The 25,701-nt window shown below is 71.4% G+C and carries 25 protein-coding genes and 1 pseudogene; 17 read left to right on the top strand and 9 right to left on the bottom strand.

Annotated features, from left to right (window positions below; genetic code table 11):
• Window positions 1-3: 3 nt before the first annotated feature.
• Genes IEY20_RS15720 through IEY20_RS15700 form a run of 5 tightly spaced genes read left to right on the top strand, consistent with a single transcriptional unit; the run spans window position 4 to window position 4,197 of the window.
• On the top strand, window positions 4-1,191 hold the full coding sequence (locus IEY20_RS15720; RefSeq protein WP_175327486.1) for an ABC transporter ATP-binding protein: 1,188 nt from the start codon (window positions 4-6) through the stop codon (window positions 1,189-1,191).
• On the top strand, window positions 1,188-2,399 hold the full coding sequence (locus IEY20_RS15715) for an ABC transporter substrate-binding protein (protein WP_175327487.1): 1,212 nt from the start codon (window positions 1,188-1,190) through the stop codon (window positions 2,397-2,399). The genes IEY20_RS15720 and IEY20_RS15715 overlap by 4 nt, the downstream gene beginning before the upstream one ends.
• The gene (locus tag IEY20_RS15710) at window positions 2,396-3,043 is read left to right on the top strand and encodes an ABC transporter permease (protein WP_175327488.1); all 648 of its coding nucleotides are present in this window, start codon (window positions 2,396-2,398) and stop codon (window positions 3,041-3,043) included. Before IEY20_RS15715 ends, IEY20_RS15710 begins: the two co-directional genes overlap by 4 nt.
• A gap of 42 nt (window positions 3,044-3,085) precedes the next feature.
• A complete protein-coding gene (locus IEY20_RS15705) occupies window positions 3,086-3,310 on the top strand; it encodes an ABC transporter permease family protein (RefSeq protein WP_175327489.1) in 225 nt (74 codons plus the stop codon).
• Complete coding sequence (locus IEY20_RS15700; protein WP_175327490.1) at window positions 3,307-4,197, top strand: ABC transporter permease; 891 nt, start codon at window positions 3,307-3,309, stop codon at window positions 4,195-4,197. The genes IEY20_RS15705 and IEY20_RS15700 overlap by 4 nt, the downstream gene beginning before the upstream one ends.
• 233 nt (window positions 4,198-4,430) lie before the next feature.
• Here IEY20_RS15700 and IEY20_RS17195 read toward each other — a convergent pair whose 3' ends face one another.
• Window positions 4,431-5,615, bottom strand: coding sequence for a Fic family protein (locus tag IEY20_RS17195; protein ID WP_022905106.1), 1,185 nt, complete (start codon window positions 5,613-5,615; stop codon window positions 4,431-4,433).
• 678 nt (window positions 5,616-6,293) lie between these two features.
• Here IEY20_RS17195 and IEY20_RS17190 point away from each other — a divergent pair.
• Window positions 6,294-6,788 (top strand): annotated as a pseudogene (locus IEY20_RS17190) (alpha/beta hydrolase family protein); the annotation flags it as partial.
• A 36-nt stretch (window positions 6,789-6,824) separates the two neighbouring features.
• On the opposite strand, the gene IEY20_RS15685 reads toward IEY20_RS17190, so the two are convergent.
• On the bottom strand, window positions 6,825-7,184 hold the full coding sequence (locus IEY20_RS15685; RefSeq protein WP_022905103.1) for a hypothetical protein: 360 nt from the start codon (window positions 7,182-7,184) through the stop codon (window positions 6,825-6,827).
• Between the two features lie 69 nt (window positions 7,185-7,253).
• On the opposite strand from IEY20_RS15685, the gene IEY20_RS17185 reads away from it, so the two are divergent.
• The 10 genes from IEY20_RS17185 to IEY20_RS15635 all read left to right on the top strand — a co-directional run bounded on the left by IEY20_RS17185 (window position 7,254) and on the right by IEY20_RS15635 (window position 18,057).
• Window positions 7,254-8,363 carry a GNAT family N-acetyltransferase gene (locus tag IEY20_RS17185; protein WP_022905102.1) on the top strand — a complete coding sequence of 370 codons (1,110 nt, stop codon included), beginning with the start codon at window positions 7,254-7,256 and terminating at the stop codon, window positions 8,361-8,363.
• A gap of 266 nt (window positions 8,364-8,629) precedes the next feature.
• Window positions 8,630-9,943, top strand: a complete 1,314-nt coding sequence (locus IEY20_RS15675) for a glycosyltransferase family protein (RefSeq protein WP_188889294.1) — start codon at window positions 8,630-8,632, stop codon at window positions 9,941-9,943.
• A gap of 59 nt (window positions 9,944-10,002) precedes the next feature.
• Window positions 10,003-10,719: a GntR family transcriptional regulator gene (locus IEY20_RS15670; RefSeq protein ID WP_175327492.1), complete on the top strand. Its 717-nt coding sequence runs from the start codon at window positions 10,003-10,005 to the stop codon at window positions 10,717-10,719.
• 111 nt (window positions 10,720-10,830) lie between these two features.
• Window positions 10,831-11,829, top strand: a complete 999-nt coding sequence (locus tag IEY20_RS15665) for a sugar phosphate isomerase/epimerase family protein (protein WP_175327493.1) — start codon at window positions 10,831-10,833, stop codon at window positions 11,827-11,829.
• Complete coding sequence (locus IEY20_RS15660) at window positions 11,826-12,779, top strand: 3-hydroxyacyl-CoA dehydrogenase family protein (protein ID WP_175327494.1); 954 nt, start codon at window positions 11,826-11,828, stop codon at window positions 12,777-12,779. Before IEY20_RS15665 ends, IEY20_RS15660 begins: the two co-directional genes overlap by 4 nt.
• A gap of 11 nt (window positions 12,780-12,790) precedes the next feature.
• Entirely contained in the window at window positions 12,791-13,552 is a 762-nt protein-coding gene (locus tag IEY20_RS15655; RefSeq protein WP_175327495.1) for an SDR family NAD(P)-dependent oxidoreductase, read from the top strand.
• A gap of 95 nt (window positions 13,553-13,647) precedes the next feature.
• The gene (locus IEY20_RS15650; protein ID WP_229728110.1) at window positions 13,648-15,090 is read left to right on the top strand and encodes an MFS transporter; all 1,443 of its coding nucleotides are present in this window, start codon (window positions 13,648-13,650) and stop codon (window positions 15,088-15,090) included.
• Window positions 15,087-16,814 carry a dihydroxyacetone kinase family protein gene (locus tag IEY20_RS15645; protein WP_175327496.1) on the top strand — a complete coding sequence of 576 codons (1,728 nt, stop codon included), beginning with the start codon at window positions 15,087-15,089 and terminating at the stop codon, window positions 16,812-16,814. Before IEY20_RS15650 ends, IEY20_RS15645 begins: the two co-directional genes overlap by 4 nt.
• Window positions 16,811-17,305 carry a ribose-5-phosphate isomerase gene (locus IEY20_RS15640; RefSeq protein ID WP_175327497.1) on the top strand — a complete coding sequence of 165 codons (495 nt, stop codon included), beginning with the start codon at window positions 16,811-16,813 and terminating at the stop codon, window positions 17,303-17,305. The genes IEY20_RS15645 and IEY20_RS15640 overlap by 4 nt, the downstream gene beginning before the upstream one ends.
• Complete coding sequence (locus tag IEY20_RS15635) at window positions 17,302-18,057, top strand: triose-phosphate isomerase family protein (RefSeq protein ID WP_175327498.1); 756 nt, start codon at window positions 17,302-17,304, stop codon at window positions 18,055-18,057. Before IEY20_RS15640 ends, IEY20_RS15635 begins: the two co-directional genes overlap by 4 nt.
• On the opposite strand, the gene IEY20_RS15630 is transcribed toward IEY20_RS15635, so the two are convergent.
• Window positions 18,054-18,836: a response regulator gene (locus IEY20_RS15630; protein WP_175327499.1), complete on the bottom strand. Its 783-nt coding sequence runs from the start codon at window positions 18,834-18,836 to the stop codon at window positions 18,054-18,056. The two genes, IEY20_RS15635 and IEY20_RS15630, sit on opposite strands and share 4 nt — an antisense overlap.
• Complete coding sequence (locus IEY20_RS15625) at window positions 18,833-19,366, bottom strand: sensor histidine kinase (RefSeq protein ID WP_188889292.1); 534 nt, start codon at window positions 19,364-19,366, stop codon at window positions 18,833-18,835. Before IEY20_RS15625 ends, IEY20_RS15630 begins: the two co-directional genes overlap by 4 nt.
• Window positions 19,367-19,511: 145 nt before the next feature.
• Here IEY20_RS15625 and IEY20_RS15620 point away from each other — a divergent pair, with 145 nt between their 5' ends.
• Window positions 19,512-20,126 carry a hypothetical protein gene (locus tag IEY20_RS15620; RefSeq protein ID WP_188889291.1) on the top strand — a complete coding sequence of 205 codons (615 nt, stop codon included), beginning with the start codon at window positions 19,512-19,514 and terminating at the stop codon, window positions 20,124-20,126.
• 193 nt (window positions 20,127-20,319) lie between these two features.
• Here the strand turns inward: IEY20_RS15620 and IEY20_RS15615 are convergent, their stop codons facing one another.
• The 5 genes from IEY20_RS15615 to IEY20_RS15595 form a co-directional block, all read right to left on the bottom strand.
• A complete protein-coding gene (locus IEY20_RS15615) occupies window positions 20,320-21,006 on the bottom strand; it encodes an SDR family NAD(P)-dependent oxidoreductase (protein WP_175327501.1) in 687 nt (228 codons plus the stop codon).
• Window positions 21,007-21,130: 124 nt separating this feature from the next.
• On the bottom strand, window positions 21,131-21,430 hold the full coding sequence (locus IEY20_RS15610) for a hypothetical protein (RefSeq protein ID WP_175327502.1): 300 nt from the start codon (window positions 21,428-21,430) through the stop codon (window positions 21,131-21,133).
• A 12-nt stretch (window positions 21,431-21,442) separates the two neighbouring features.
• A complete protein-coding gene (locus tag IEY20_RS15605; RefSeq protein ID WP_022905087.1) occupies window positions 21,443-21,883 on the bottom strand; it encodes an Hsp20/alpha crystallin family protein in 441 nt (146 codons plus the stop codon).
• 188 nt (window positions 21,884-22,071) lie between these two features.
• The gene (locus IEY20_RS15600) at window positions 22,072-24,201 is read right to left on the bottom strand and encodes an Ig-like domain repeat protein (protein ID WP_175327503.1); all 2,130 of its coding nucleotides are present in this window, start codon (window positions 24,199-24,201) and stop codon (window positions 22,072-22,074) included.
• Between the two features lie 150 nt (window positions 24,202-24,351).
• Window positions 24,352-25,611 carry a HupE/UreJ family protein gene (locus IEY20_RS15595; RefSeq protein ID WP_229728109.1) on the bottom strand — a complete coding sequence of 420 codons (1,260 nt, stop codon included), beginning with the start codon at window positions 25,609-25,611 and terminating at the stop codon, window positions 24,352-24,354.
• Between the last annotated feature and the right edge of the window lie 90 nt (window positions 25,612-25,701).

The raw sequence follows: 25,701 nt of genomic DNA, 5'->3' as shown, positions 1-25,701 counted from the left end.
ACCATGGCTATGACCGGCACGTTCGCCGAATCCGGAGCCGATCTGCGGCTCGAGCAGATCACCAAGGCGTTCCCGGGTCACACCGCGGTCGACGCGCTCGACCTCACCGTGCCCGCTGGCTCGTTCTTCGCCCTGCTCGGCCCGTCCGGCTGCGGCAAGACGACCACGCTCCGGCTCGTCGCCGGGCTCGAGGAGCCGACGAGCGGGACGATCACGATCGGCGGGCGCGACGTCACCGAAACCAAGCCGTACCAGCGGCCGGTCAACACCGTGTTCCAGAACTACGCGCTCTTCCCGCACATGAGCGTGCTCGAGAACGTCGCGTTCGGCCTGAAGCGGCGCCGCATCCCGGACCCGATGACGAAGGCGACCGAGGCGCTCCGGCTCGTCGAGCTCGAGGGATCCGCATCGAAGCGTCCGGCGCAGCTGTCCGGCGGCATGCAGCAGCGCGTCGCCCTCGCACGGGCGATCGTGAACCGCCCCGCGCTCCTGCTCCTCGACGAACCGCTCGGCGCCCTCGACCTCAAGCTCCGGCACCAGATGCAGTTCGAGCTGAAGTCGATCCAGGCCGAGGTCGGGCTGACGTTCCTGCACGTCACCCACGACCAGGAAGAGGCGATGACCATGGCCGACACGGTCGCGGTCATGAACGGCGGCCGGATCGAGCAGATGGGCAGCCCGCAGGAGCTCTACGAACTCCCGCGCACCGCCTTCGTCGCGAACTTCCTCGGCCGGTCGAACCTGCTCGAGGGCGAGGTCCGCGGGACCGACGGCGAGCTCCTGGTCGTCACGACCGGTGCCGGGACGCTCGCGGTCCCCACCGCTCGAGCCGTCGCCACGACCGGTCGCGTCGTGGTCGGCGTCCGACCCGAGAAGCTCAAGATCCGCACCGCGGAGCCGACGCCCGAGGCCGGTCGGAACATCCTCGGGCCCGGCCGCGTCGTCGACGTCTCGTTCTCCGGCGTGAGCACGCAGTACCTCGTGGACGTGCCCGGCGCCGGGCACGTGTCCGTCTTCGCCCAGAACTCCAAGGGCGGCCCGCGGATCGCCCCCGGGACCGAGGTCTGGCTCACGTGGGGCGTCGACCACGGGTTCGGCCTGGAGGCGCACCACGCGTCCGACGCGACCGTCACCACCCAGGCCGGTCCGGGCCTCCAGTCCGAGCCGGCGACCGCAGGAGCGGTCGCGTGAGCAGCCGCCCCGACCTGGTCCGCGGACTCACGTCCGCGCGCGTCAGCCGGCGCGGGTTCCTCGCCGGCGGCGGGGCCGCCGCGGTGGCCGCACTGCTCGCCGGGTGCAGCATCAAGGGCTCCGCCGCCTCGCTCGCCGAACACCCCGTGGACTGGAAGCGGTTCTGGGCCGACGCGACGGCCACGAAGCAGCTCAACTTCGCGAACTGGCCGCTCTACATCGACTCCGACAAGGGCAAGTCCGAGTCGCTCCGGCTGTTCGAGAAGGCCACCGGGATCACCGTCGACTACCAGGCGGTCATCCAGGACAACGCGACGTTCTACGCGACCGTCTCGCCGATCCTCCGGGCACAGGGCGCGACGGGCTACGACCTCGTCGTGATGACGAACGGGTTCGAGCTCACGCAGATGATCAAGAACGGGTTCGTGTGCGAGCTCGACCACTCGCGCCTGCCGAACTTCGCGAAGTACGCCGGCGACTCGGTCAAGGACCCGACCTACGACCCGGACAACAAGCACTCCGTGGTCTGGCAGACCGGCTTCACCGGGATCGCCTACAACCCGAAGTACATCGACCGGGAGATCACGTCGTTCCAGGACCTCCTCGACCCGGCGTTCGCGGGACGGGTCGGACTGATGAGCGACAACACGGAGCTCGGGTCGCTCGGGCTGCTCGCCACGGGCGCCGACCCCGAGACCTCCACGCCGTCGGAATGGCGGACGGCCCAGGAGTGGCTGCGGAAGCTCCGGCCGAGCGTCACCGGGTTCTACGACCAGAGCTACATCAACAAGCTCGAGAACGGCGACACCTGGATCACGCAGGCCTGGTCGGGCGACGTGTTCCAGGCACAGCAGTCGGGGTTCGAGCACCTGAAGTTCATCACGCCGGAGGAGGGGCAGATGATGTGGCACGACAACCTCATGATCCCGAGACAGGCGGCGAACCCGGTGTCGGCGCTGGCCTGGATGGACTTCTACTACACGCCGGAGATCGCCGGGATCGTCGAGGACTACGTCAACTACGTGTGCCCGGTGCCCGGCGCCCAGGACTACGTCCGCGACGTGCTCGACGACCCGACCGTGGCGGACAGTCCGCTCGTCTTCCCCTCGACGGACGTGCTCGAGCGGTCGCACGAGTTCCGCGTGTTCCAGAACTACGACGAGTACTCGGAGTGGAACGGCATCTTCAACGCGGTGGTGCAGTCGTGACGGCCGTCGGGACCGCGGCGATCGCTGGCGTCGGCGCCGGACCGGGCCGTCGTCGGTTGCGGGTGCCGTTCCTGCTCGGGATCGTCGGCACGGCGTACCTCTGCGTGTTCTTCGTCATCCCGCTCGTGTCCGGGCTCATCGTCTCGCTCATGTCGGGCAACCCGGACGACGGCTACACCTTCACCTGGAACTTCGGGATCTACTCATCGCTCTTCGTCGACCCGCAGGTGCCGTACCTCACGTTCCTGCTCCGGTCGCTCTGGTACGGCCTGGCCGCGACCATCGTGACGATCGCGGCCGGGTACCCGGTGGCGTACTTCATCGCGTTCCGGGTGTCGCCGCGGTGGAAGAACCCGCTGCTCATGCTCGTGTTCATCAGCTTCCTGGTGTCGTTCGTCATCCGCACCGACATGTGGGCGTTCGTGCTCGCGTCGCAGGGGCCCGTCGTGACGACCCTGCAGGCGATCGGGCTCGCGGGGAAGGACTTCCACATCCTCGGGACGTCCGGCGCCGTGATCTTCGGCAACGCGTACAACGACCTGGCGTTCATGGTCCTGCCGATCTACGCCGCCCTCGAGCGCATCGACCCACGCCTCGGCGAGGCCGCGCACGACCTCTACGCCGGGCGGTTCCGGGCGTTCTAGCACACCACGCTGCCGCTGTCCCGGTCCGGCATCTTCGCGGGCGTGCTGCTCGTGTTCATCGACTGCGTGGGCGACCCGGTGAACTCGGCGCTCCTCGGCGGGACGAACACGTACACGATCGGCCAGGCCATCCAGGACGCCTACTCGGGCAACCAGCAGTACAACGTCGCCGCCGCGCTCTCGACCGTGCTCATGGTCGTGTTCGGCATCATCCTGTTCATCTACGCCCGGGTGTCCGGCACCGACGACCTCGAGGACCTCGTATGACCGCCGTCACGCCGACCCGGGCCGGGTCGACCGCCCCCGTGTCGCCCCTCGCCGCCGGCGCTGCCGAGCGGCCCGTCCGACGCCGTCGCGGCGGCGCGACCCGGCGCGGGCCGTGGCTCGCGATCGTGTACTGGGTGGTCATCGCGATCACCCTCGTGCCGATCGTCTCCATGATCGCGTACTCGTTCAACGACGCCCCGACGAACCGGCTGACCTTCGCGTGGCGGGGCTTCACGACGTACTGGTACCAGAACCTCTGGAACGTCTCGGGGCTCGGTGCGGCCTTCGGCACCTCGGTCGCCGTCGCGTTCCTCGCGGCGATCGTCTCGGTGGCGATCGGTCTGCCGTTGGCCCTGGCACTGGAGCGGTACCGGTTCCCCGGCCGCGGGGTCGTCAGCTCGATCGTGTTCGTCGACATCGCCGCACCGTCGATCGTCGTCGGCTCGGCGTCGCTGTCGTTCTTCCTGTCGATCGGGCTCGGCACCGGCTTCTGGACGATCCTCCTCACCCACGTGGCGTTCGACGTCGCGTACGTCGTGGTGGTGCTCCGAGCGCGGATCGCGGGGACGTCGAAGGTGCTCGAGGAGGAGGCGAGCGACCTCGGTGCGACCCCGTTGCAGGCGTTCCGGCTCGTCACGTTGCCGCTCCTCGCCCCGGGCATGCTCGCCGCCGGGCTGCTGGCGCTCGCGATGTCGATCGACGACTACGTCATCACGTCGTTCGTCGCCGGACCCTCGGTCACGTTCCCGCTGTTCGTGTACGGCGCCGCGAAGGCCGGGATGCCGCCGCAGGTGCTCTGCTTCGGGACGCTCGTGTTCGCGGTGGGCCTGCTCGTGGCGCTGCTGAACGGCGCCCTCAATCGGCGGTTGGCGCGCACGCGGGGGTAGGCCCGGTCGCCGCGGTGGAAGAACGCGGCGCTTCGACGTCGCACGCGTCGATCGACGCGTGCGACGTCGGAACGCGCGCGTTTCCACCCCTGGTCGGATCCCGCTGGTCTCGAAAGTCGATCGTTCCTTGGCGGCACCCGGACACAGACTCAATGTACGACGTCAAGTAGCGGGGAGACACGAGCGGGCTGGTGGCTCCGGACACCACGCCCGCTCGCGTGTCGACGAGCGGGTCAGGCGGTGGGGACCTGGCGACGCCCACTCCGCGCTGCGAACGCGTCCAGTGCCTCCACGACCTCATCGTTCACCCACACCCGGTTCCGCTGCTTGGAGTTCGCAGGTCGGAGGACACCACGGTCGACGAGTTGCGCGAACCCGTTCGCGACGGCTGGTGCACTCGACCCCGTCCGTTCGATCGCGAGGCGCGCGTTCAGTACCGGGTGCTCGATCGAGAGCCTCGCGATGCGGCGTGCGGTGGCGTCGGTCCTGAGGCCGGCGAGTCGGCCTCCCCACTGCTCCTGCAGCCCGCGGATGTCCGCTGCCAGGGTGCTCGCGTTCCGGAGTCCGGCGAGCGACGCCGACGAGAACACGTCGATGATCGGCTCGACCTTGCCCGCGCGGTAGGCGTCGAGGGCGCCGAAGTAGCCGTCGACGTCGGTGAGGATCCCACTGCTGACGGGGATGGTGAGGTGCCGCAACAACCCACCCCGACGCAGGATCGCCTGCACGAGCGCACGACCGGTGCGGCCGTTGCCGTCCGGGAACGGGTGGATCGTCTCGAACTGCGCGTGCGCGATCGCGGCCAGGACGAGCAGGGGGAGGTCCGTCCTCGACGTGAAGGCGATGAGGTCGTCCATCGCGGCGGGCACCTGCTCCTGGTGCGGCGGGACGAACGCGGCCAGGTGCGGCAACGAGCCGCCGATCCAGACCTGCTGGTCACGGAAGCCGCCGACGAGGCGCGGCGTCTGGTCGCGCAGCAGTTCCTCGTGCATCGCGATGATCGTCTCGATCCCGAGGTCGTCCGCGAGTGCGACGGCCGCTTCCATCGCCCGCACGTTCCGGACGATCAACGGGGCGTTGCCCTGCACCCGTTCGTCGATCTCCGCCTCGGCGATGGCACGCGCCCCGGCGGTGAGGTGCTCGATCTCCGAGCTCGATGCCGACTCACTCCGCAGGAGCACCGCCGCGAACGGGACCGGGAAGGAGGCGTACTCGGCGTCGAACCGCGCGATCGCCCTCGTGGCGTCGTCGGCGTCGGAGAGTGACCGGGAAGCGATGGTGAACTCGGCGGCCGCGATCTCCGGAGGGACCGCCGCCCGGTACGGTTCGCCGCGCAGCGCTCGGATCCGACGGGAATCGAAATCCGGGTTCTCCGGCCGGGGCAGCCAGCGTTCCTCCCAGTCGAGTGTCGTCGGCACGCGCGCACCCTTTCGTCCGGTTCGTCCTTGTTGAAGTTTACGGCACAACCTTCAATGAGGGCCCACGAGAGCGAAGCTTCGCCATCGTGTTACGAGCATGAGTCAGTCGGGGCGGCGGTGCGCCTCGTCTGGAACGTGGACTGCCGCGCACGACGCGTCGCGGACCCCGGTTCCGGACCTGCCGGGCGCCGTCGTCACCGACCCCGTGCTGAGCCGCGACGGCCGGAGCGTGCTGCTCGCCGTCGAGGGCCCGACCCGTCCGCGTGAGCTCTGGCGGCTCGACACGAACGCCCTGACCTGGAGCCGCGTGACCGGCGTGCCGGAGCTGCCGGACGTGCCGCTCGTCGAACCGACCCTCGAGCGGTTCGCCGCACGCGACGGACTGGAGCTGACCGGCTGGCTGTCCCGGGCCGTTGAGCCGACCGACCCGTCGGCGGAGGCCGATCCGTCGGCGGACGCCGATCCGTCGACGCGCTCCGTGCCTCCCGGCCCGCGCGCAGCGCTCGTGCACCTGCACGGCGGACCGGAGTCACAGGAGCGACCGACGTTCTCGCCCCAGCACCAGGCGCTCGCCGCTGCGGGCGTCACCGTGTTCGCGCCGAACATCCGCGGGTCCTCCGGCTCCGGCCACGAGTTCGTGCACGCCGACGACCTCGCGGGCGGTGGAACGCGCTCGCCGACGTCGTCGACTGCGCCCGGTACCTCGTGGCGAACGGGTACGCCGAGCGCTCCCGGGTCGCCGTCGAGAGTCGCTCCTACGGCGGGTGCGCGACGCTGGCGTCGCTCGCGTTCACGCCGGACGTCTTCGTCGCCGGGGTCGCCGTGTGCGGCATGAGCGACTTCGCGACGTTCTACCGCGACACCGAGCCGCGGATCGCGGCCGCGGCGGCGACGAAGTACGGACACCCGGTCGAGGACCGGGCCCTGCTCGCCGCCCTGTCCCCGATGCGGGCGGTGGACGAGATCGCGGCGCCCCTCCTGGTCGTGCACGGCGAGCTCGACACCAACGTGCCGATCGGCGAGGCGCACCAGGTGGTCGCGGCACTGCGGGAACGGTCGCACGACGTCGAGTACCTCGAGCTCGAGGGCGAGGGGCACGAGTACCGGCGGACGTCGTCGCGGGCGCTGCTCGTGCGGCGGATGGTCGAGTTCGTGGTGGCGCGGCTGGGCTAACCGGATCGGGCTGCGTGTTCTCCGGGCGCGCGGGGACTAGCGCCGGGTGAAGAACGGGCGCGCGGCCGGGACGAAGAGGAGGACGGCGGCGGCCGCGGAGAGCGCCGTGAGCAGGAGCGTCGACGGCCCGTTGCCCAGGCTGAGCAGCGCCCGTGCGACCGCCACCACCACGAGGGCGATGCGTGCCGTCGCCGAACCCCGCGAGACGCGGAGGACAGCCCACGCGACGAGGCCCCAGACCACCAGGGAGAGGACGACGGAGACGACCGTCACCAGGACGCTCGACGGGAACTCGACGAAGCCGACCACGGACGCGAGCACGCAGCCGACGAGCCACACGAGCCAGAGCACGACCGAGATCGTCACGATGCGGGGCCGGGGGTTCGCTGCGGTCACGCGAGCAGCGTAGCCGTCACGGTCCGCAACGATCCGTCGGACACCGCGCCGGGGTCGGAGACTGGGGGCATGACCACCTCGCCCGTCACCGTCGTCCGTCGCTCCGCCACCGCCGACCCCCGGGTCGAGCGGTGGACGCACGACGACCAGGGCGCGGGCGACGGGCCGGGCGACGCCGTCGCGTCGGGCGCGGTCGACGGGCGCGGCGACGCCGTCGTCTCGGATGCGGTCGCCGAGTCGAGCGCTCCGGGTGCGCACCTCAGCGCACTGACCCGCCCCGGCGAGGTCGAGGTCCGAGCCGGGGTCGACGCTGTGGGACCGGCGCTCGGCGACCTCGTCGACGCCGCCGTCGACGCCGCGACCGTGCGCTTCGCCTCAGCGGTCGTGGTCGACACGGCCGGACTCACGGACGGCGTCCGACGGCTCCTCGAGGAACGGGGGTTCGTGCCCGACGCGCGCGGTGCCACGGTGCGCACGCTCGACCTGACCACCGCGGAGGACGGCACGCCGACGCGCATGCTCGACAACCCCGCCCTCGCCTCCCTCAACGGCGTGCACGCCCGCTTCGCCGAGCGCCGCGGCGAGATCGTCCGGTACCGCCCCGACGTCTCGGTGTGGACCGGAGTCCCGGTGCACCCGACGGAGCAGGACTGGGCGGACGTCGCGGCGCTGCTCGGACCGGGCGCCGGCTTCCGGGTCGATCCGTCCGCCGTCCTACCACCGGGGTGGAACGAGCTGGACGGTGCCGGCGGGGTGCAGCTCACGGGCGAAGGGGTGGCGGGAGCACCGGATCCGGAGGCGGTCGTGCTCACGGCCGACGACGTCCCCGAGATGCTCGACCTCGTCGCCAGGACGAAGCCCGGGCCGTTCCTGCCCCGGACCATCGAGCTCGGCACCTACCTCGGCATCCGCCGCGAGGGCCGACTGGTCGCCATGGCCGGGGAGCGCCTGCACCCGCCGGGATGGACCGAGATCAGCGCGGTGTGCACGGACGACGGGTACCGCGGGCAGGGCCTCGGTCGGCGCCTCGTGCTCGCGGTGGCGCACGGGATCAGGGAGCGCGGGGAGGTCCCGATGCTGCACGCCGCCGCGACGAACACGGGCGCGATCCGGCTGTACGAGCACCTCGGCTTCCGGCTCCGGGAGCGCGGGGCGATCCGGTTCGCCCAGGTGCCCTGACGAGCGGCGGCCCGCGGCGCCGTCCCGGTCCCATACGCTTGCGGGCATGCACGTCGACGTCCGCCGGACCAGCCGCGGGAGCGCCAGGTGGTTCGTCGCCGGGGCCGCGACCCTCTTCGGCACGCTGATCAGCCTCGTCGCGATCACCCACCGCACCGTCTGGTTGGACGAGACCGCCAACCATCGCGGCGTCGACGCGCTCGTGGGACGCCCTGCAGGACCTGGTCGGCCGGATCGACCTCGTGCACGCGGCGTACTACGTCGGGATGCACGTCTGGTTCGACCTGGTCGGGTACAGCCCGTTCACGCTGCGGTTCCCGTCCGCCGTCGCGATCGGGCTGGCCGCAGGACTGCTCGTGCTGCTGGCCGAACGGTTGTTCTCCATCGCCACCGCGACGGTCGCGGCGATCGTCATGCCGCTCCTGCCCGTGGTGGCCGCCGCCGGCACCACGGGCCGATCGCCTGCGTTCGAGTTGCTGCTCGCCGTGCTCTCCACCGTGCTCCTCGTGCACGCGCTCGACGTCTCCGATGCCCGGAGACCGCCCCTGGTGGTCGTCGCGTGGTGGCTGCTGTACGCCGTCGTCGCGTACCTCTCCGTGCTGGTGTTCCTGTGGGCGGCACTCGTCCTGGTCGCGCACGCGCTCAGCGTCTTCCTGCGGTTCGTCTCGGCACCGAGGCGGCGGTGGGTCGGTCTCGCCGCCGCTGCGACGGCACTCGTGCTGGTCGCCGCGGCGGCGCTGCCGTTCGTGCACGGAGCGATCCCGCAGTCACGCCAGATCGCGTGGCTGCAGGCCCCCTCGTTGCGCGGCGCGATCGAGAGCTCGTGGCGGCTGCAGTTCTTCGACTTCGCCCTGGTGGACACGACGAGGACCTTCGTGACCGCGGTCGCCGTGGTGTCGTGGCTGCTCGTGCTGCTCGCCGTCGGGTCCGCGCTGCGGCGCCGTTCGGAAGCGCTCGTCGTGCTGCTGCCCTGGCTGGTGCTGCCGACCGTGGTGCTGCTCGCGGCGTCCCACTTCGGCAAGCCGGTCTACAGCGGCCGCTACCTGACGTACTCTGCTCCGGCGCTCGCGATCCTGGCCGCCGCCGGCATCGTCGCCCTGCTGCCGTACGCCAAGGGCGTCATCAGCGGCATCCTGCTCGTCGCGTTCCTGGTGCCCGCCGGGCAGGTCTGGTGGAGCGTCCGGTACGCGTCGCCGATGACGACCGACCTGGCCACGGCCGCGCAGGAGCTCACCGACGCACGGCACGACGAGGTCGGGCCGGCCGGGCTCATCCTCGGCAAGATGCGGCGGCCCGCCGACCAGTTGACGATCGCATACCCGTCCTCCGTCGCCGGCCTGCGCGACCTGTGGACGAAGACGGACTCGGTCGGCATGAACTACTTCTTCGCCCGGATGCACGGCGCGGTGAACGCGGCGAAGGAGACCGACGGGCTGCGCACCGTCTGGTACGTCGGTGACGATCCCGCGGAGCTCGAGCGGGTCGCCGCGGTCCTGCGTGCCGACGGCTTCGACGAGCGCACACCCCTCCGGTTCGGCGGTGGCGGGGAGCAGAACGTCATCGTGGAGTTCACGCGCTGACTCGCGGGTCGGCGGGCATCCGCCCGGGTCGGTGATCGTCGATTCTCTATGATCGGACCATGACGAGCACCATGGCCGGGTTCGGCAGCGAGCGGATCACGCAGCTCGGACTCCGCGACCGGGTCTACGACCGCGTGCTCGAGTTCCTCATGGGTCACGACGTCGAACCGGGCATGCGCCTGTCGATCGACGGACTGGCGCGCACGCTCGGGGTCTCGCCGACGCCCGTCCGCGAGGCGCTCGTGCAGCTCGAGCGGACCGGGCTCGTCACGCGCGAGGCGAACAAGGGCTACCGGGTCGCGCCACCGCTCGCCGGCGACCAGCTCGAGGCGCTGTTCGACGCCCGGCTCATCGTCGAGAGCGGCGCCGTCGAACTCGCTGCCCGCGGTGACGTCGACGCCCTGCGGGAGCGGCTGGACGCGGCGCTCGCGGTGCAGGCCGAGGTCGCCGCCGAGGTGGCCGCGATCGAGGTCGGGACCGTGCCGGACGAGCTGATGGCCCGGTTCTTCCGCACCGACTGGGACTTCCACCAGGTGCTCTTCGACGCGACGCACAACCCGTTCCTCGAGGAGATGTCCGAGATCATCACCACCCGGGTGCACCGGATGCGGCAGATCGTCGGGGGCGGAGACGACGACACGTCGCGAGCCGTGGCCGAGCACCGGTCGATCCTCGACGCCCTCGCGATCAGCCCGTCGGCCGCGGTGTCCGCGATGCGGGTGCACATCGACAACGTGCGCGTCCGGTCCCGGGCGGACGCGTCACACGGGGCCTGACCGCAGCCTGATCGCGCGGACGGGTTGCGCTCCGGCCGTTTCCGAGTATCTTTCCTATAGGAAAGAGGTTCGGGGCTGAACCGCACCGCACGACTGCGAAGGAGCATGCACGTGGCATCACCACAGGACTGGGTCACCCAGGATTGGGACCCGACGACCTGGACGGACGAGACGTGGCCCATCGCCGCGTGCCTGCACGGCTTCGCCCAGGTCACCCGCGAAGGGACGGCGTTCCACGACGCCCCCGCCGAGGTGTGGGACGACGTCTTCGCGCAGATCGCGGCCGCCGGCTTCTCGCTCGCCGAACTCGCCGACAGCCACATCCGCCCCGCCGACCTCGAACGCTCCCGCCGTGACGAGCTCTTCGCGATCGCCGCGGCGCACGGCATCGGCATCCCGTCCGTGCACCTGCAGCGGAAGAGCGTCATCCAGCCCGGGCACGAGGAGGACAACCTCGCGTACGCCCACCGCACGATCGACGCCGCGGCCGAGTGGGGCATGCAGGTCTTCTCGACCGGTTTGCACCAGCCCTTCACCGAGGCGCAGCGGAAGGCCCTGTGGTTCTGGACGGCGCCGGGCCCGAAGGACCCGGACGACCCGGAGGTCTGGGACGCCGCCGTCAAGCGGCTGCGGGAGCTCGGGGAGCACGCCGCCAGCGTCGGCCTGCCGATGGCCCTCGAGCTGTACGAGGACACCTACCTCGGGACCGCCGACAGCGCGGTCCGCCTGGTCGAGGAGATCGGCCTGGACACCGTCGGGCTGAACGCCGACGTCGCGAACCTCATCCGCCTGCACCGTCCGGTGGAGGACTGGCGGGAGCTGTTCGCGAAGACGCTGCCGTACACGAACTACCTCCACGTGAAGAACTACACGCGCGACGAGGCCGGGGACGGCTCCTGGGCGACGAGCGCGCCGAGCACCATGGAGACCGGGCTCATCAACTACCGGCAGGTGCTCCGTGACGCCGTCGCCGACGGGTTCCGCGGGATCGTCATGACCGAGCAGTACGGCGGGGACAGCCTCGGCGTCTGCGCGACCAACCAGCAGTACATCCGATCCGTCCTTGCCACCTCGGTGGTCGGGGCGACGAAGCAAGGAGCAACTCGATGAGCACCCTCGACATCGCCGTCGTCGGGTCCGGCTACATGGGCGGCGGGATCGCTCAGGTCCTCGCCCTCGCCGGCCACACCGTCCGGATCGCGGACGTCTCGGCCGAGATCGCTGCGTCGAACCGCGCCCGGCTCATCGCGGAGACGGAGCAGTTCGTCGCGGACGGCCTGTTCCCCGCGGACGCCGTCGCCCGCGTGGACGCACACCTCAGCGCTGCAGCGTCCATCGAGGAGGCGGTCGCCACGGCTGACTTCATCGAGGAGGCCGTTCCCGAGAAGATCGAGATCAAGCACGCGACGCTCCGTCGGATCAGCGAGGCTGCGCGACCCGACGCCGTGATCGGGTCGAACACGTCGACGATCCTCATCGAGTCCCTCGCGGAGGCCGTCACCCGCCCCGAGCGGTTCCTCGGGGTGCACTTCTCGAACCCCGCGCCGTTCATCCCCGGCGTCGAGCTCATCCCGCACCCGACCACGAACGAGCACGCGATCGAGGTCGGCGAGGCCGTCGTCGCCGCGACCGGCAAGCAGTCGGCCCGCGTCACGGACTCGACGGGGTTCGTCCTCAACCGCCTGCAGTACGCGCTGTTCGAGGAGGCGACGAAGATCGCCGACGAGGGCATCGCCACCCCCGACGACATCGACACCATCGTGCGCACCACGTTCGGCTTCCGCCTGCCGTTCTTCGGCCCGTTCGCGATCGCCGACATGGCCGGGCTCGACGTCTACGCGTTCTGCTTCGAGTCGTTGCAGACCCGTTGGCCGGAGCGCTTCGCCACACCGCCGTCGCTGCAGCAGCACGTCGACGCCGGCGAGCTGGGCACGAAGTCCGGTGCCGGCTACCTGGACGTGCCGGCCGACCGCGCGCCCGAACTCGTGGCCTACCGGAACAAGGCGTACGTCGCGATGCAGAAGCTCCTCGACGAGCTCGGCCCGGCGCCGATCCACTGAGGGGACACGTCATGAGCACCGAACAGCAGACCGTCGTCCTCACCGGCGCAGCATCACCCCGCGGCATCGGCCGCGCCACCGCCCACCACCTCGCCGAGCAGGGGTGGAACGTCGGCGTCATCGACCTCGACCAGACCGCGAGCGAGCAGGTCTCCGCGGAGATCCGCGAGCAGCACGGCGTGCAGGCGGTCGGGGCGGGCGCGAACGTCGCCGACGAGGCAGCCGTCCGCGCCGCGTTCGACACCATCGAGGCCGCGCTGCCGCCGATCGCCGCCCTCGTGAACCTCGCCGGCGTCTCGTCCGCACACGCCTACCTCGACCTGCCCGAGGGGGAGTGGCACCGCGTGCTGAGCATCAACCTCGACGGCGTGCACTTCGCGAGCCTCCGGGCGGCGCAGTCGATGGTCCGGAACGGCTACGGCCGCATCGTGAACCTGTCGTCGGTGTCGGCGCAGCGGGGCGGCGGCACGTTCAGCAAGACGCCGTACTCGGTTGCCAAGGCCGGCGTCGTCGGGCTCACGCGGGGCATGGCCCGCGAGCTCGGACACCAGGGGATCACGGTCAACGCGATCTCCCCCGGCCCGATCGACACCGACATCATGGGCGGCACGCTCTCCGAGGAGCGCAAGACCGCGATGGCCGCCGACGGCGTGCTGCCGCGCATCGGCACCCCGCGGGACATCGCCGCCGCGATCGCCTACCTCATCAGCGAGGACGCCGGGTTCGTCACCGGCCAGACCCTCAACGTCGACGGCGGCCTCTACATGCACTGAAGCGCCCCGGGCCCAGCCCCACGACCAGAGCGAGCCGACGTGCTCGTCGCGTGTCGTGCCTCCAGTCAGACCCACCCGATCGCGAAGGAGCGACCGTGTCCGCAACCAGCCCCGCCCTGGGGTCCACCCACGATCCCGCCCTCAGGTCGGCGATCGGCAAGGCGACGAAGCACCTCATGCCGATGCTCGTCATCCTGTACTTCGTCGCCTTCCTCGACCGCACGAACGTCGGCTTCGCCGAGGAGGCCCTGAGCGTCGACCGGAACATCTCCGACGCCGCCTTCGCCCTCGGCGCAGGGATCTTCTTCATCGGCTACGCGATCTTCGAGATCCCGTCGAACCTGCTGCTCAAGCGGTTCGGTGCCCGCTTCTGGCTCGCCCGCATCGCCGTCACGTGGGGCATCGTCGCCGCGCTGTTCTCGTTCACGACGAACGACACGATGTTCATCGTCCTGCGGTTCCTGCTCGGCGTGACCGAGGCCGGCCTGTTCCCCGGCGTCATCATGTACCTGTCCGAGTGGTTCCCGAACAAGGTCCGCGTGCGGATGTTCGCGATCTTCTACCTCGCGCAGCCGTTCTCGCAGATGATCGGCGCTCCGCTGTCCGGCGGGCTCATCAGCGTCGGCGACCAGGTCACCCCGTTCCACGGTTGGCAGGTCATGTTCTTCGGCGAGGGCATCCTGGCGGTGCTCGCCGGGGTCGCCGCGCTGTTCTTCCTGACGAACAGCCCGCAGCAGGCGAAGTGGCTCGACGACCGGCAGAAGGCGTCCCTCACCGCGGCGATGGCCCGCGAGGACCACGCGCGGAACGAGGACGGCCCGAAGGGCATCTGGAAGGCGATGGCGAGCGGCCGCGTCTGGTACTTCACGATCATCTACTTCTGCCTGCAGGTCGCCGTGTACGGCACCACGTTCTACCTGCCGCAGCAGGTGTCGTCGCTCCTCGGGCAGGACGTCGGCTGGCAGGTCGGCCTCGTCGCCGCGATCCCGTGGCTCGTCGGGCTCGTCGCGTGCTACCTCGTCGGCTCGAAGGCCGACACCGTCGGACGCCGGCGCCGCTGGGGCGCGATGTTCTACGTCACCACCGGACTGTCGATCCTCGGGTCGGCGTGGGCGGGCGCGAACGGGCAGCCGATCCTCGGCATCCTGTTCATCACGCTGGCCGTCGCGAGCTTCCTCGCCGTCGGACCGATCACGTGGGCGTACCCGACGGCGTTCCTCACCGGTGCCGCAGCGGCCGCGGGCATCGGCCTCATCAACTCGCTCGGCAACCTCGGCGGGTTCGTCGCCCCGATCATGCGGACCGCGATCAACGAGGTGGTGCCGACCGACAGCGGCGCGTTCGGCATCGTCTCGCTCGGTGTCCTCGCGTTCGTGGCGGCCGTGATGATCTTCTGCACGAAGTTCTTCGGCGGGGCGAAGGCGGACGAACTGCTCGACACCTCCCACGTGGCGACGACCCGGCCGCGCGGGGCTGCGGAGCGCGCGGAGGACCCGCACGCCGCCGCGACGCGCTCGACGAAGGAGACGAACGCATGACCAGGCTCTTCAACGACCCCGCGGACTTCGCGGACGAGGCGGCGGACGGCTTCGTCCTCGCCAACCAGCGGTGGGTCCGCCGCGTGCACGGCGGGGTGGCGCGTGCGACCACGAGCCCCGACGGCACGGTCGCGGTCGTCATCGGCGGCGGTTCCGGGCACTACCCGGCCTTCGGCGGCCTGGTCGGGCACGGCCTGGCCGCCGGAGCGGCCATGGGCAACCTGTTCGCCAGCCCGTCCGCGCAGCAGGTCGCCGGGGTGGCCCGCGCAGCCGAGCACGGTGGCGGGGTGCTGTTCTCCTACGGCAACTACGCCGGCGACTGCCTCAACTTCGACGCCGCGGCCCGCACCCTCGAGTCCGAGGGCATCCCGGTCCGGACGATCCGGGTCACCGACGACGTCGTGTCCGCCTCGGCCGACCGTGCCGCGGAGCGCCGCGGCATCGCCGGTGACCTCTGCGTCTTCAAGGTCGCGGGTGCCGCCGCTGAGGAGGGCCGCTCGCTCGATGACGTCACGGCCGTGGCCGCGCGGGCCAACGACCGCACCCGCTCGTTCGGCGTCGCCTTCTCCGGCTGCTCCCTGCCCGGCGCGGCCGAACCGCTCTTCGAGGTGCCGGAGCGTCGCATGGCGATCGGCATGGGCATCCACGGTGAACGCGGCATCGACGAGACCGACGTCCCGACGGCCGAGGGACTCGCGTCGCTGCTGGTCGCGCGCCTGCTCGACGAGGTGCCCGACGGCGTCGACGCGGCGGGAGCGCGGGTCGTCCCGATCCTCAACGGCCTCGGCAGCGTCAAGTACGAGGAGCTCTTCGTCGTCTACCGCTCGGTCGCCCGACTCCTCGAGGAGGCCGGTGTCGTCGTCGTCGAGCCCGAGGTCGGGGAACTCGTCACGAGCTTCGACATGGCCGGCGTCTCGCTCACGCTGTTCTGGCTCGACGACGAGCTCGAGCGGCTCTGGGCAGCGCCCGCCGACACCCCGGCGTTCCGGAAGGGCGGCGCGGTCGTGTCCGAGCGGTTGCCGGAGTCCGAGCTGGAGGCCTCCGACGGCATCGACGTCGGCACCGGTTCCCCCGAGTCGCAGGAGGTCGCGGCGCGGGTCGCCGCAGCGCTCGCCGCCGCCCGCCGCGTCGTCGACGAGCACGTCGACGAGCTCGGGGAGATGGACGCGGTCGCCGGTGACGGCGACCACGGGATCGGCATGCAACGCGGGGCGCTCGCCGCTGACGCGGCCGCCCGGGAGGCACTGGGTCGCGGCGTCGGGGCGGGCGGACTCCTCGCCGTGGCGGCCGACGCGTGGTCGGACAAGGCCGGCGGCACGTCCGGTGCGATCTGGGGCGCCGCCCTGGAGGCGCTGGGTCGCGCCGTCGGGGACACGTCGCGTCCGTCGTCGGCGCAGGTCGCGGAGGCCGTGCACGCTGCCACGTCGGCCGTCCTCGCCTTCGGCGCGGTACCGGGAGACAAGACGATGGTGGACGCCCTCGTGCCGTTCGACGAGGCCTTCGGGTCCGCCGTCCGGGACGGCGCGTCCGTCGCCGACGCCTGGCGTGCCGCCGCATCGGCAGCCCGAGCGGCCGCGGACGCGACCGCCGACCTCGTGCCCCGCAAGGGACGCGCGAAGACCCACGCCGACCAGGCGGTGGGGACGAGGGACCCGGGAGCGGTGTCCTTCGCGTTGATCGTCGAGACGGTGACGGAGGTCATCGAGGAAGGAGCAGCACGATGACGCTGCGACTGGTGGTCGGGTCGGACGATGCCGGCTTCGAGTACAAGGAGGCCATCAAGGCGGACCTGGCCGGTGACGACCGGGTGGCCTCGGTCCACGACGTCGGGGTGGATGCGGACGGGCACACCGCCTACCCGCACATCGCGGTCGACGCCGCGCGCATGGTCGCGAACGGGGAGGCCGACCGGGCGATCCTCATCTGCGGGACGGGCCTCGGGGTGGCCATCAGCGCGAACAAGGTCCCGGGCATCCGAGCGGTGACCGCCCACGACAGTTACAGCGTCGAGCGGTCGGTGCTGTCGAACGACGCCCAGGTGCTCTGCATGGGGCAGCGGGTCATCGGCCTCGAGCTCGCACGTCGGCTGGCGACGGAGTGGCTCGGGTACGAGTTCGACACCTCGTCCGCGAGCGCCGAGAAGGTCGCGGCCATCTGCGGGTACGACGGTTCCGCGGCCGAGGGGCTCGACGCGTCGGGGGACGACCGCGCATGACGCTCGTCGGGGTGTCGCTCAAGATGTACTTCTCGCACGCCCGAACCCTCGCCTGGGTGCGGGACGTCGTGGGCATCGCCGAGCGGCACCCCGCCGTGCGGTCCGGCGCGGCCACGCTGTTCGTGGTCCCGACGTTCCCGGCGCTCGTCCCCGTGCGCGCGCTGCTGGGCGGGTCGCCGGTGCTGCTCGGGGCGCAGGACCTGGCGTGGGCGGACGAGGGGGCCTTCACGGGGGAGGTCTCCGGAGCCGAGCTGCGCGAGATCGGGGTCGACCTCGTCGAGATCGGCCACGCGGAGCGGCGTTCCCTGTTCCACGAGACGGACGACGAGGTCGCGGGGAAGGTGCACGCGGCGTTCCGCAACCACCTGCGGCCGTTGGTCTGTGTGGGGGAGCCGCACCGTGCCTCCAGTGCGGACGCCGTGTCCGAGGTGACTGCGCAACTGGACCGGTCGCTCGCCACCGCGACCGCGGACGGTCTCGTCGGGCCGCTGATCGTGGCGTACGAGCCGGTCTGGGCGATCGGCGCGTCGGCACCCGCGCCGGACGACCACATCGTCGACGTGCTCGCGGGGATCGAGGCGCACCTCGCCACCCGCCCGGAGCTGGCAGGCAGCACCGTGATCTACGGCGGGAGTGCCGGACCGGGACTCCTCACCCGGGGGCAGGGGCGGATCGGCGGCCTGTTCCTCGGGCGGTTCGCGCACGACCCCGCGGCGATCGCGACGATCCTCGACGAGGTGGTCGGCGCCTAGCCCTCGTCGCGCGCGCCGGCGAGCCCGTGGTCGTGCGCGTAGACGACGAGCTGCACCCGGTCGCGCAGCTGGAGCTTGCCGAGGATGCTCGAGATCTGCGTCTTCACGGTCGACTCGGTGACGAACTCCTTCGCCGCGATCTCGGCGTTCGACAGACCCCGTGAGGCCCACCCGAACACGATGCGCTCCCGGTCGGACAACGACTGGAACTCCGTCGGCTGCGGCTTCGGCGCCCGCTCGACGTCGGTGCCGAAGAGCTGTGCGAGGTCGTTCGGGGCGATGACCGAGCTGCCCTCGTGGACGGCCCGGATGGCGGCGAAGAGGAACGGCGGGGTCGTGTCCTTGAGCAGGAACCCGCTCGCACCGAGGCGGATCGCGGTCGCCGCCGCCGGGTCGAGGCCGAACGTCGTGAGCACGATCACGCGGGGGACCGGGGCGGGGAAGCTCCCGGAGAAGAGGTGTCGGACGGTCTCGACCCCGTCCATGCCGGCCATCCGCATGTCGAGGAGCACCACGTCCGGGCGAACGGCCGGGATCGCGGCGAGGGCCTCGGCGCCGTCCGACGCCTCGCCCACCACGACCATGTCGTCCTGTGCGTCGAGCACCACGCGGAGGCCGGCTCGGAAGAGCGCCTGGTCGTCGGTGAGGAGGACGCGGATGGGGCGCGGGGTCGCGCCCGCCGGGGCGGCTGGCTGGTGGGCGCCTCCGGTCGGGCGTGCCTGGTCGGCGCCGCCGGTCGGGCGTGCCTGGTCGGCTGGCTCGTCGGTCGTGTTCGTCATCTGGTCCCCCCTGGGATGTCGATCGGGATGCGGGCGCGGGCCACGAACACGTCGTCGAGGACCGCGGCGTCGAAGGAGCCGTCGAGCGCGGCGAGCCGGGAGCGCATGCCGTCGACCCCGCGGCCCGAGCCGCCGGTCGCGCCGCTGCCGACGACGTTCTCGACCTCGAGGACGAGGTCGGCGGACCGCCACGTCTCCCGGACGGTGACGGGCATGCCGGGGGCGCCGTGCCGGAGCGCGTTGGTGAGCATCTCCTGCAGCACCCGTCGGGCGGCCGTCCCGGCGTCGTGGCCGAACGGTCGGGGACCGCCGCGGACGGCGTGCTCCACCGGGACGCCGGCGTCGCGGATGCCCTGCACGATCTCGTCGAGCGTCGCCGGGCCGGAGTCGCCGGTGCCGTCGATCTGGCCGAGGACCTGCCGCACCTCCATGAGCGAGCTCCGGGCCGTGCTGGCGATCGTGGCGCTGACCTCGCGGACCCGTGCCTCGTCGGCGAGGAACGGCACCGAGTCCGCCTGCGCGATGATCACCGCGAGCGAGTGTCCCCACCACGTCGTGCACGTCGCGGGCGATCGCCGCACGGATGCGTTCCGACTCCGCGACGTCGATGGCGCGGGTGGCGGTCGCCTCGGCCTCGGTGGCCACGGCCTCGGCGCGGGAGCGGGCCTCCTCGGCGTGGGCGCGGCGCTCGGACTCGCGGTCGCGGGACCGGAACGCGCGGACCGCCAGGCCGCCCGCCCACACCGCCAGGAGTGCCGCGGCCGGTGCCGCCATGGCGAGGAAGGCCTGGTCGCGGGGACCGTTCACGAGCACCGCGAACCGGAACCCGGTGACGGTGAGGTAGAGCGTCGCGCCCACGCCGGCGACGAACGCCAGCAGTCCGGAGAGGACGACCTCGGCGCGGGTGCCCACGATCGCGCTGGTGCCGATCACCACGAAGATCGCGAGGTCGACGAGGGACGGCCGTTCGCCGCCGGCGACCTGGACGAAGCCGAGCGTGACGACCAGGAGCATCGCGACCGACGGCGAGATCCGTCGCACCGCGATGGCACCGGCGGCGGCGACCACGGCGAGGATGCTGGCGTGCTCGAGCTCGAGGTCGACCGGGGCGAGGAAGGCGAGCGCCGCGACGACCGCCCAGACCACGTCGACGACGATCGAGCGCGTGGCGAGCGGTCGGATGAACGTGCGCCCTTCCGTCACGGCTCCGATCATCGCACGGGGTCGTGCGCCGCTCGGCCGTGGGCCGCGTCGCTCCCGGTGCTCACGCCACCGGGGACATCGCGATGAGTGCCCACGCGGTGACGGCGACGATCCCGGCGCAGACCGACAGGGTGGCGATGACGTGCTTGATCGAGGAGTCCATGGTGTCAGCCTGGGGGACCGACCACCCGTCGGGCATCGGGCGGGCGGCCGAAGCGCATCCGTCCCGAGGACGAACGGGTCGTCCCCCCCGCCCGCCGTCGTGGGACGCGCCCTGGGGTCAGACCACGACGGACCCGAGCATCCGGTGGGCGATCGAGATCGACTCCCCGCTGAGCGCCGACAGCGGGGACGAGAGGAACGCGACGAGGTCCGCGATCTGCCGCGGGCTCGACTCGCCGCCCGCACCGTGCTGCACCTGGGCCGCCGGCTCGTCGGTCACGGTCCCCGGGTTCACCACGTTCACGCTGACGCCCGACCCGGCGAGTTCGTCGGCGAGGTTCTTCGCGATCACGTTCGCGGCGGTGTTCCGGAGCGACGCGGTGATGTTCCCCGAGATGTAGGCGTTCTGGCCGCTCACGACGACGACCCGGCCGAAGCCGGCCTCGCGCTGGTGCGGGACGACGGCGTTCGCGACGCGCAGGAAGCCGAGTGCCTTGCCGTCGATCGCCGCGGCGACCTGCTCGGGGTCGGACTTCCGCGCGGGGTCGAGGGTGCGTGCGCTCGGAGCCGCCGTCACGACCAGGACGTCGATGCGCCCGTGCCGATCGACCACCGTCGCGACCCCGGCGTCGACGGACTCCTGTGACGCGGTGTCGATCACCACGCCGTCCTCGTCGTCCCCGGCGCTGCGCGAGGCCACGACGACGATCGCCCCCTCGGCACGGAGACGATCCACGACCGCGCGGCCGATGTAGCCCTTCCCCCCGACGACGAGCGCGACACGATCCGAGAGCTGCAGGTCCATGCGCTGCACGCTAGCCGAACAAGGAGGAGTCGTCCCACGGAACGCGCGCGTCGCGTGCTCCCGTGCAACGAACGGACTGGAGGCGCGGTGCCAGCCGGCACCGCGCCTCCAGTCCGTCTTCCGGTCACCGCCTGGTCGTCGCGACCGTCCCGGTGTCGTCCGCCGGTTCCGGCGGCGGCGCGAAGACGCCGTCGTACAGTCGGACCGCGCTCCACCCGGCCACGAGCGCCGCGGTCCCGAGGACCGACGCGACCCAGGGCATCGCACCCGACCACGCGGCCGGGGCGACGACCCAGGCGAGGAACGACCCGACCGTGCTGCCGGTCGCCCCGAGCACGAGCGCGACCCGGCGGTCGAGGCTCGTCACCGTCAGGCCGACGGTGACGACCGCGATCGCGAAGAGCGCGTTGAGCAGTCCTGCCATCGCGCCCCGGGCCTACTCGGAGGTGCCGCCGGCGACGGCGAGCTGCTGCGAGCCGGTGCCGACCGCGACGTCGATCTTGCGCGGCTTCGCGGACTCCTTCACTGGGATGGTGATGCTCAGCACGCCGTTGTCGTACGCGGCGGTGATGCGGCCGGCGTCGAGGTGGTCGCCGAGCGTCAGCTGCCGGACGAACGTGCCGGGCTGCCGCTCGCGTGTGATCCACTGCGAGCCCTCGGGAGCGCCGAGGGTGCGCTCGGCACGGATGGTGAGGACCGAGCCGTCCACGTCGACGTCGACGCTGCCCGGGTCGATGCCGGGCAGGTCGACGTCGAGGACGAAGTGGTCCCCGGTGCGGTACAGGTCCATCGGCATCGAACGCGGCCCGCCGGCGCTCCCGAGCAGGGAGCCGGCGAGGCGGTCGAGCTCGCGGAACGGGTCGAAGTTCATCGTCATCGTCGTCAACTCCTTCGTGGTGTTCTGTGTTGAGTCCCCTCGACTCAACTGCTTCTGTTCTAGCACTCGAACCCAGAGAGTGCCAACAGATCGCTCAGTGTCAGCTGGGAGTCCGACGGAGAGGGCCAGCGGATGCGGAAGGCCCCGCGACGGCTGTCGCGGGGCCTCCGGTCGTGCGGGGGTCGGGTCTACTTGACGACGACCGTGACGTTCGGGCTCGTGCTGGTCGTGAGCCGGTCGGTCCCGGCGAAGACGGCGTGCAGCGTGTGCGTGCCCTTCTGCAGCGGCAGCGCCACCGTCACCGTGCCGGACTTCACCGTGACCGTCGCCAGGCGCTTCGAGCCCTGGTAGATCCGAGCGGTGCCGTTCACCGTGACCCCGGTCGCCTTGACCTGCACCGTCGCCTTGCCGGCGCTGTACTTGACGGCCGTCCGCGACGGGGTCTTTGCGACCTCGAACGCGGTGGCGCTGGTCGTGGCGGAGGAGGCCCCGGCGAACGCCGAGGTGCTCGTGAACGTGGCGGAGAGCGCGTGCTCGCCCAGTGCCAGCGAGGCCGGCAGGGTCAGCGTCGCCGAGCCCGCCTCCAGGTCGACCGTCCCGAGCGCCGTGCCGCCGTCCGAGAAGGTCACCGTCCCGACCTGGGTGCCGATGCCGCCGTCGACGGTCGCGGTGACCGTGGCGGGCTTCGCGGTGCCGAGGGTCTGCTCCGGGGCCGAGACCGAGAGCTTCGTGGTCGTGGCCGGCAGGGCTGCGTCGAGCTGGAAGCGGTCGACGGTCGACCCGATCGGGGCCGGGTCGGCCGAGGCCGTCGGCTGGAGCGTGACACCGCAGTCGGACACCTTGCCGTGGGTCACGGCGGCGTTCGGCGCGGAGCAGTCACCGGCGCGGATGTCGTGCACGTCGAGTGCGTCGTCCGTCACCGAGACCTTGACGTACGTCCGCACGTGCTCCTGGTTCTCGACCGAGTTGGCCCAGTGGCGCTTGCCGGTCGGGTCGAGCGGGTCCGCACCGTAGCCGCCCTTGGTGGCGTCCGGAGCGGTCAGGTCGTAGTACTTCGAGCCGGATGCCGAGTTGGCGGTGATGTAGATCACGCCGCCGGGGCCGGAGAAGACCTCGGGGGCCGCCGGCTGCTCGTCCGGGTTGGCCTTCTTGCCGTTCTTGATCGCGTAGCTGCGGGAGTACGAGTGGTCGTGGCCCTGCAGGACGATGTCGACGCCGAGGTCCGAGAACGCTCGCGTGAAGTCGAACCGTCGCTGCTGGTTGTCGGCGTCGTTCGCGTGGTCGGCGGGCGAGTAGATCGAGTGGTGGTAGACCAGCGCGGTCCACTTCGCGTCGTCGCCGTAGCGGTTGATGACGTCGCGGACGTACGACACGTGTGCCGCGTCCGAGCCACCGGCGTAGGCGTTCGAGTTGATGTCGATGAACAGGACGCCCTTGTAGGTGTACCAGTAGTCACCGCCCGAGTTCGCGGTGCTGTTGCCGCCCGGGTAGAAGTCCGGGACCTTCAGCGAGTTCGGGACCTGGTTGTGCTGCTCGTACGCCTTGCCGCCGACGTCGTGGTTGCCGATCGTCGAGGCCCACGGGTACTGCTTGAGCACGTCGCTGCTGTCGGCGAACGCGCCCCACTCGTACTCGTTGTTGGCGTGCTCGACCTGGTCGCCGCCGGAGACGAGGAGCTCGGCCGCGGGGTCGTTCCGGGTCGCGTACTCGAGCGTGTCCGCCCAACCCGCGCCGTCGTCGTCGACGAAGCCCGACGAACCGATCTGCGGGTCGCCGAAGAACAGGAAGTCGAAGTCGCCGCTGAAGCGCTTCGTCGTGAAGGTGTACGTCGACGACCACGCCGAGCCGTCCGCCGCACCCACGTGGTACGTGTAGCTCGTGTTCGGCTCGAGGTCGCTGATCGTCGCGTGCGCGTTGATGTAGCCGGACTCCGCGGCGATGCCGGCGATGCTCTTGGTGTCGGAGTCGGTGGTGCTCGTGTCGGCCGCGGTGTTGGCGGCCTTCGAGGCGGCGATGGTCTTCTTGGCGCTGGTGAAGGCGCCGTCCGCCAGGTCGGCGGTCTTCTCGATCTCGAGCGACTGGTCGACGTTGGTCGGGAAGTACCAGGAGGCGATGCGCTGGCTCTCGGTGGCGCCGACGCCCAGCAGGACGTGGATGGGGCCGCCGGTCGAGATGTTCGTGGTCGGGGTCGTCGGCGCAGCCGTCGCCGTACCGGTGCCCGTGAAGGCCGCGCCGGCGACGAGCGCGGCACCCAGGACGGCCCCGCCGAGGCGGAGGGTCGTGCGACGCCGTGCGGGCGTGCTGGACAGGAGACTCATGATCGTGATCCGTTCAGGAACGAGAGGAACGTGCACGGGAGACTCTGGGCGCGCCGTGAAACCCCTCGGTGAACGCTGTGTGTACGGACAGACCCGGTTTGCTGAGGACCGTCACAGGGTCGCGACGACGGCGCTGAGGCTGCCGCTGCCTCAGCCGGCGGCGAGGCGCTGCACGAACCAGATCATGCCCATGACGAAGACGCCGGCCGTGATCGCCCCGGTGACCCAGAGGGCCGCGATGTGGGCTCGGCGACGCAGCAGCGCGAGCGGCGGGAACACGATCGCGATGATCGCGAGCTGCACCGCTTCGATCCCGACGTTGAAGATGAGGAGCGACACCAGGAGCTGCCACGAGAACGCCTCGTGGATGCCGAGCGCCCCGGCGAACCCGAGCCCGTGGACGAGCCCGAACGCGAACACCACCGCGAGCCGGGACCAGCCCGAGCGGTCGAGGGCGAACCGGCCCTCGGTGCCGACGGCGAGCTCGTCCGCGCGGGAACGGCGACGCCAGAGGCGCCAGAGGTACCAGCCGGCGACCGCGGCGATCGAGAGCGCGATGAGTGGCTCGACGACGATCGACGGCGGGCTCACCACCCCGAGGGCGGCGAGGATGAACGTGATCGAGTGCGCGACGGTGAACGCCGAGGCCGTGTAGACGACCTCCCGGAGTCGTCGGGACCCGGCGATCAACGCCACCAGGAACAGGATGTGGTCGATGCCGGTGAGCAGGTGCTCGGCGCCGAGGGTGAAGAACTCCCAGAACCGCTGCCCGGCGGACTGCTCGGTGGAGAACGACGGGCTGTCCGCGGCCAGTGTGGCGGAGCCCTGCTTGCCGTCGACGTCGTACGTGACGATCGTCTTCGTGCCGGTGACGTACGACTCGTGGTCCGGGAAGAGCGTCGAGGACACCACGTGCCCCGAGTCGGTGCGACCGGGGTCGGGGCAGGTGAAGTCCGCCGTCACCTCGGCGTACGGGACCTCGTCCTGCATGTCGACCGTGACCGTCGGCTCCAGTTCGCCCACGCACGCCCGGCCGCCGGGGGTCACGGTGAACCGGTCGAGGACGTACGCGCCGAGTGACTCGAGGTGGGCCTCGGCGGTCTTCCGCATCCCGGGGAAGTCCCCGTCGTCCCACGCGGCCTGGCCCGCCCGGTAGAACGGGTCGTCGTGCTCGCTCGTCCCCACGGACACGAGCATGAGGTCGTACTCGAGGCCGAGCCGCGCGCGCACGGTCCCCGCATCCCTCGAGTCGACGTGCGCGTAGACGACCGAGCTGAAGCCGTGCGCCGACGCCGGGCCGCCGAGGGCGAGGAGGCCGACGACGGCGACGACGGCGAGCAGCACCGCGGCCACGATCCGGTGTCGGAGGATCGGGGTGCGGTGCGGGGAGCGGGTGGTTCCGGGGGTCACCGGGCAGACGATCTCCGGTCGAGGCAACCGGCAGGTGAACAGTCGGCGACCGGTTGCCGACCGACCGCGGATCAGCGCGCCCACGCCTCC

It is taken from the genome of Curtobacterium luteum, from assembly GCF_014646995.1.
GTDB lineage: Bacteria > Actinomycetota > Actinomycetes > Actinomycetales > Microbacteriaceae > Curtobacterium > Curtobacterium luteum.
This window is presented reverse-complemented; position numbering and strand designations above follow the sequence as displayed.

Bases quoted from the DNA above. Each gene is read 5' to 3' on its own strand.
- IEY20_RS15720 (WP_175327486.1), top strand. From the start codon at position 4: ATGGCTATGACCGGCACGTTCGCCGAATCCGGAGCCGATCTGCGGCTC.
- IEY20_RS15700 (WP_175327490.1), top strand. From the start codon at position 3,307: ATGACCGCCGTCACGCCGACCCGGGCCGGGTCGACCGCCCCCGTGTCG.
- IEY20_RS17185 (WP_022905102.1), top strand. From the start codon at position 7,254: ATGACCACCTCGCCCGTCACCGTCGTCCGTCGCTCCGCCACCGCCGAC.
- IEY20_RS15675 (WP_188889294.1), top strand. From the start codon at position 8,630: ATGCACGTCTGGTTCGACCTGGTCGGGTACAGCCCGTTCACGCTGCGG.
- IEY20_RS15670 (WP_175327492.1), top strand. From the start codon at position 10,003: ATGACGAGCACCATGGCCGGGTTCGGCAGCGAGCGGATCACGCAGCTC.
- IEY20_RS15660 (WP_175327494.1), top strand. From the start codon at position 11,826: ATGAGCACCCTCGACATCGCCGTCGTCGGGTCCGGCTACATGGGCGGC.
- IEY20_RS15655 (WP_175327495.1), top strand. From the start codon at position 12,791: ATGAGCACCGAACAGCAGACCGTCGTCCTCACCGGCGCAGCATCACCC.
- IEY20_RS15645 (WP_175327496.1), top strand. From the start codon at position 15,087: ATGACCAGGCTCTTCAACGACCCCGCGGACTTCGCGGACGAGGCGGCG.
- IEY20_RS15640 (WP_175327497.1), top strand. From the start codon at position 16,811: ATGACGCTGCGACTGGTGGTCGGGTCGGACGATGCCGGCTTCGAGTAC.
- IEY20_RS15635 (WP_175327498.1), top strand. From the start codon at position 17,302: ATGACGCTCGTCGGGGTGTCGCTCAAGATGTACTTCTCGCACGCCCGA.
- IEY20_RS15630 (WP_175327499.1), bottom strand. From the start codon at position 18,836: ATGACGAACACGACCGACGAGCCAGCCGACCAGGCACGCCCGACCGGC.
- IEY20_RS15615 (WP_175327501.1), bottom strand. From the start codon at position 21,006: ATGGACCTGCAGCTCTCGGATCGTGTCGCGCTCGTCGTCGGGGGGAAG.
- IEY20_RS15610 (WP_175327502.1), bottom strand. From the start codon at position 21,430: ATGGCAGGACTGCTCAACGCGCTCTTCGCGATCGCGGTCGTCACCGTC.
- IEY20_RS15605 (WP_022905087.1), bottom strand. From the start codon at position 21,883: ATGACGATGAACTTCGACCCGTTCCGCGAGCTCGACCGCCTCGCCGGC.
- IEY20_RS15600 (WP_175327503.1), bottom strand. From the start codon at position 24,201: ATGAGTCTCCTGTCCAGCACGCCCGCACGGCGTCGCACGACCCTCCGC.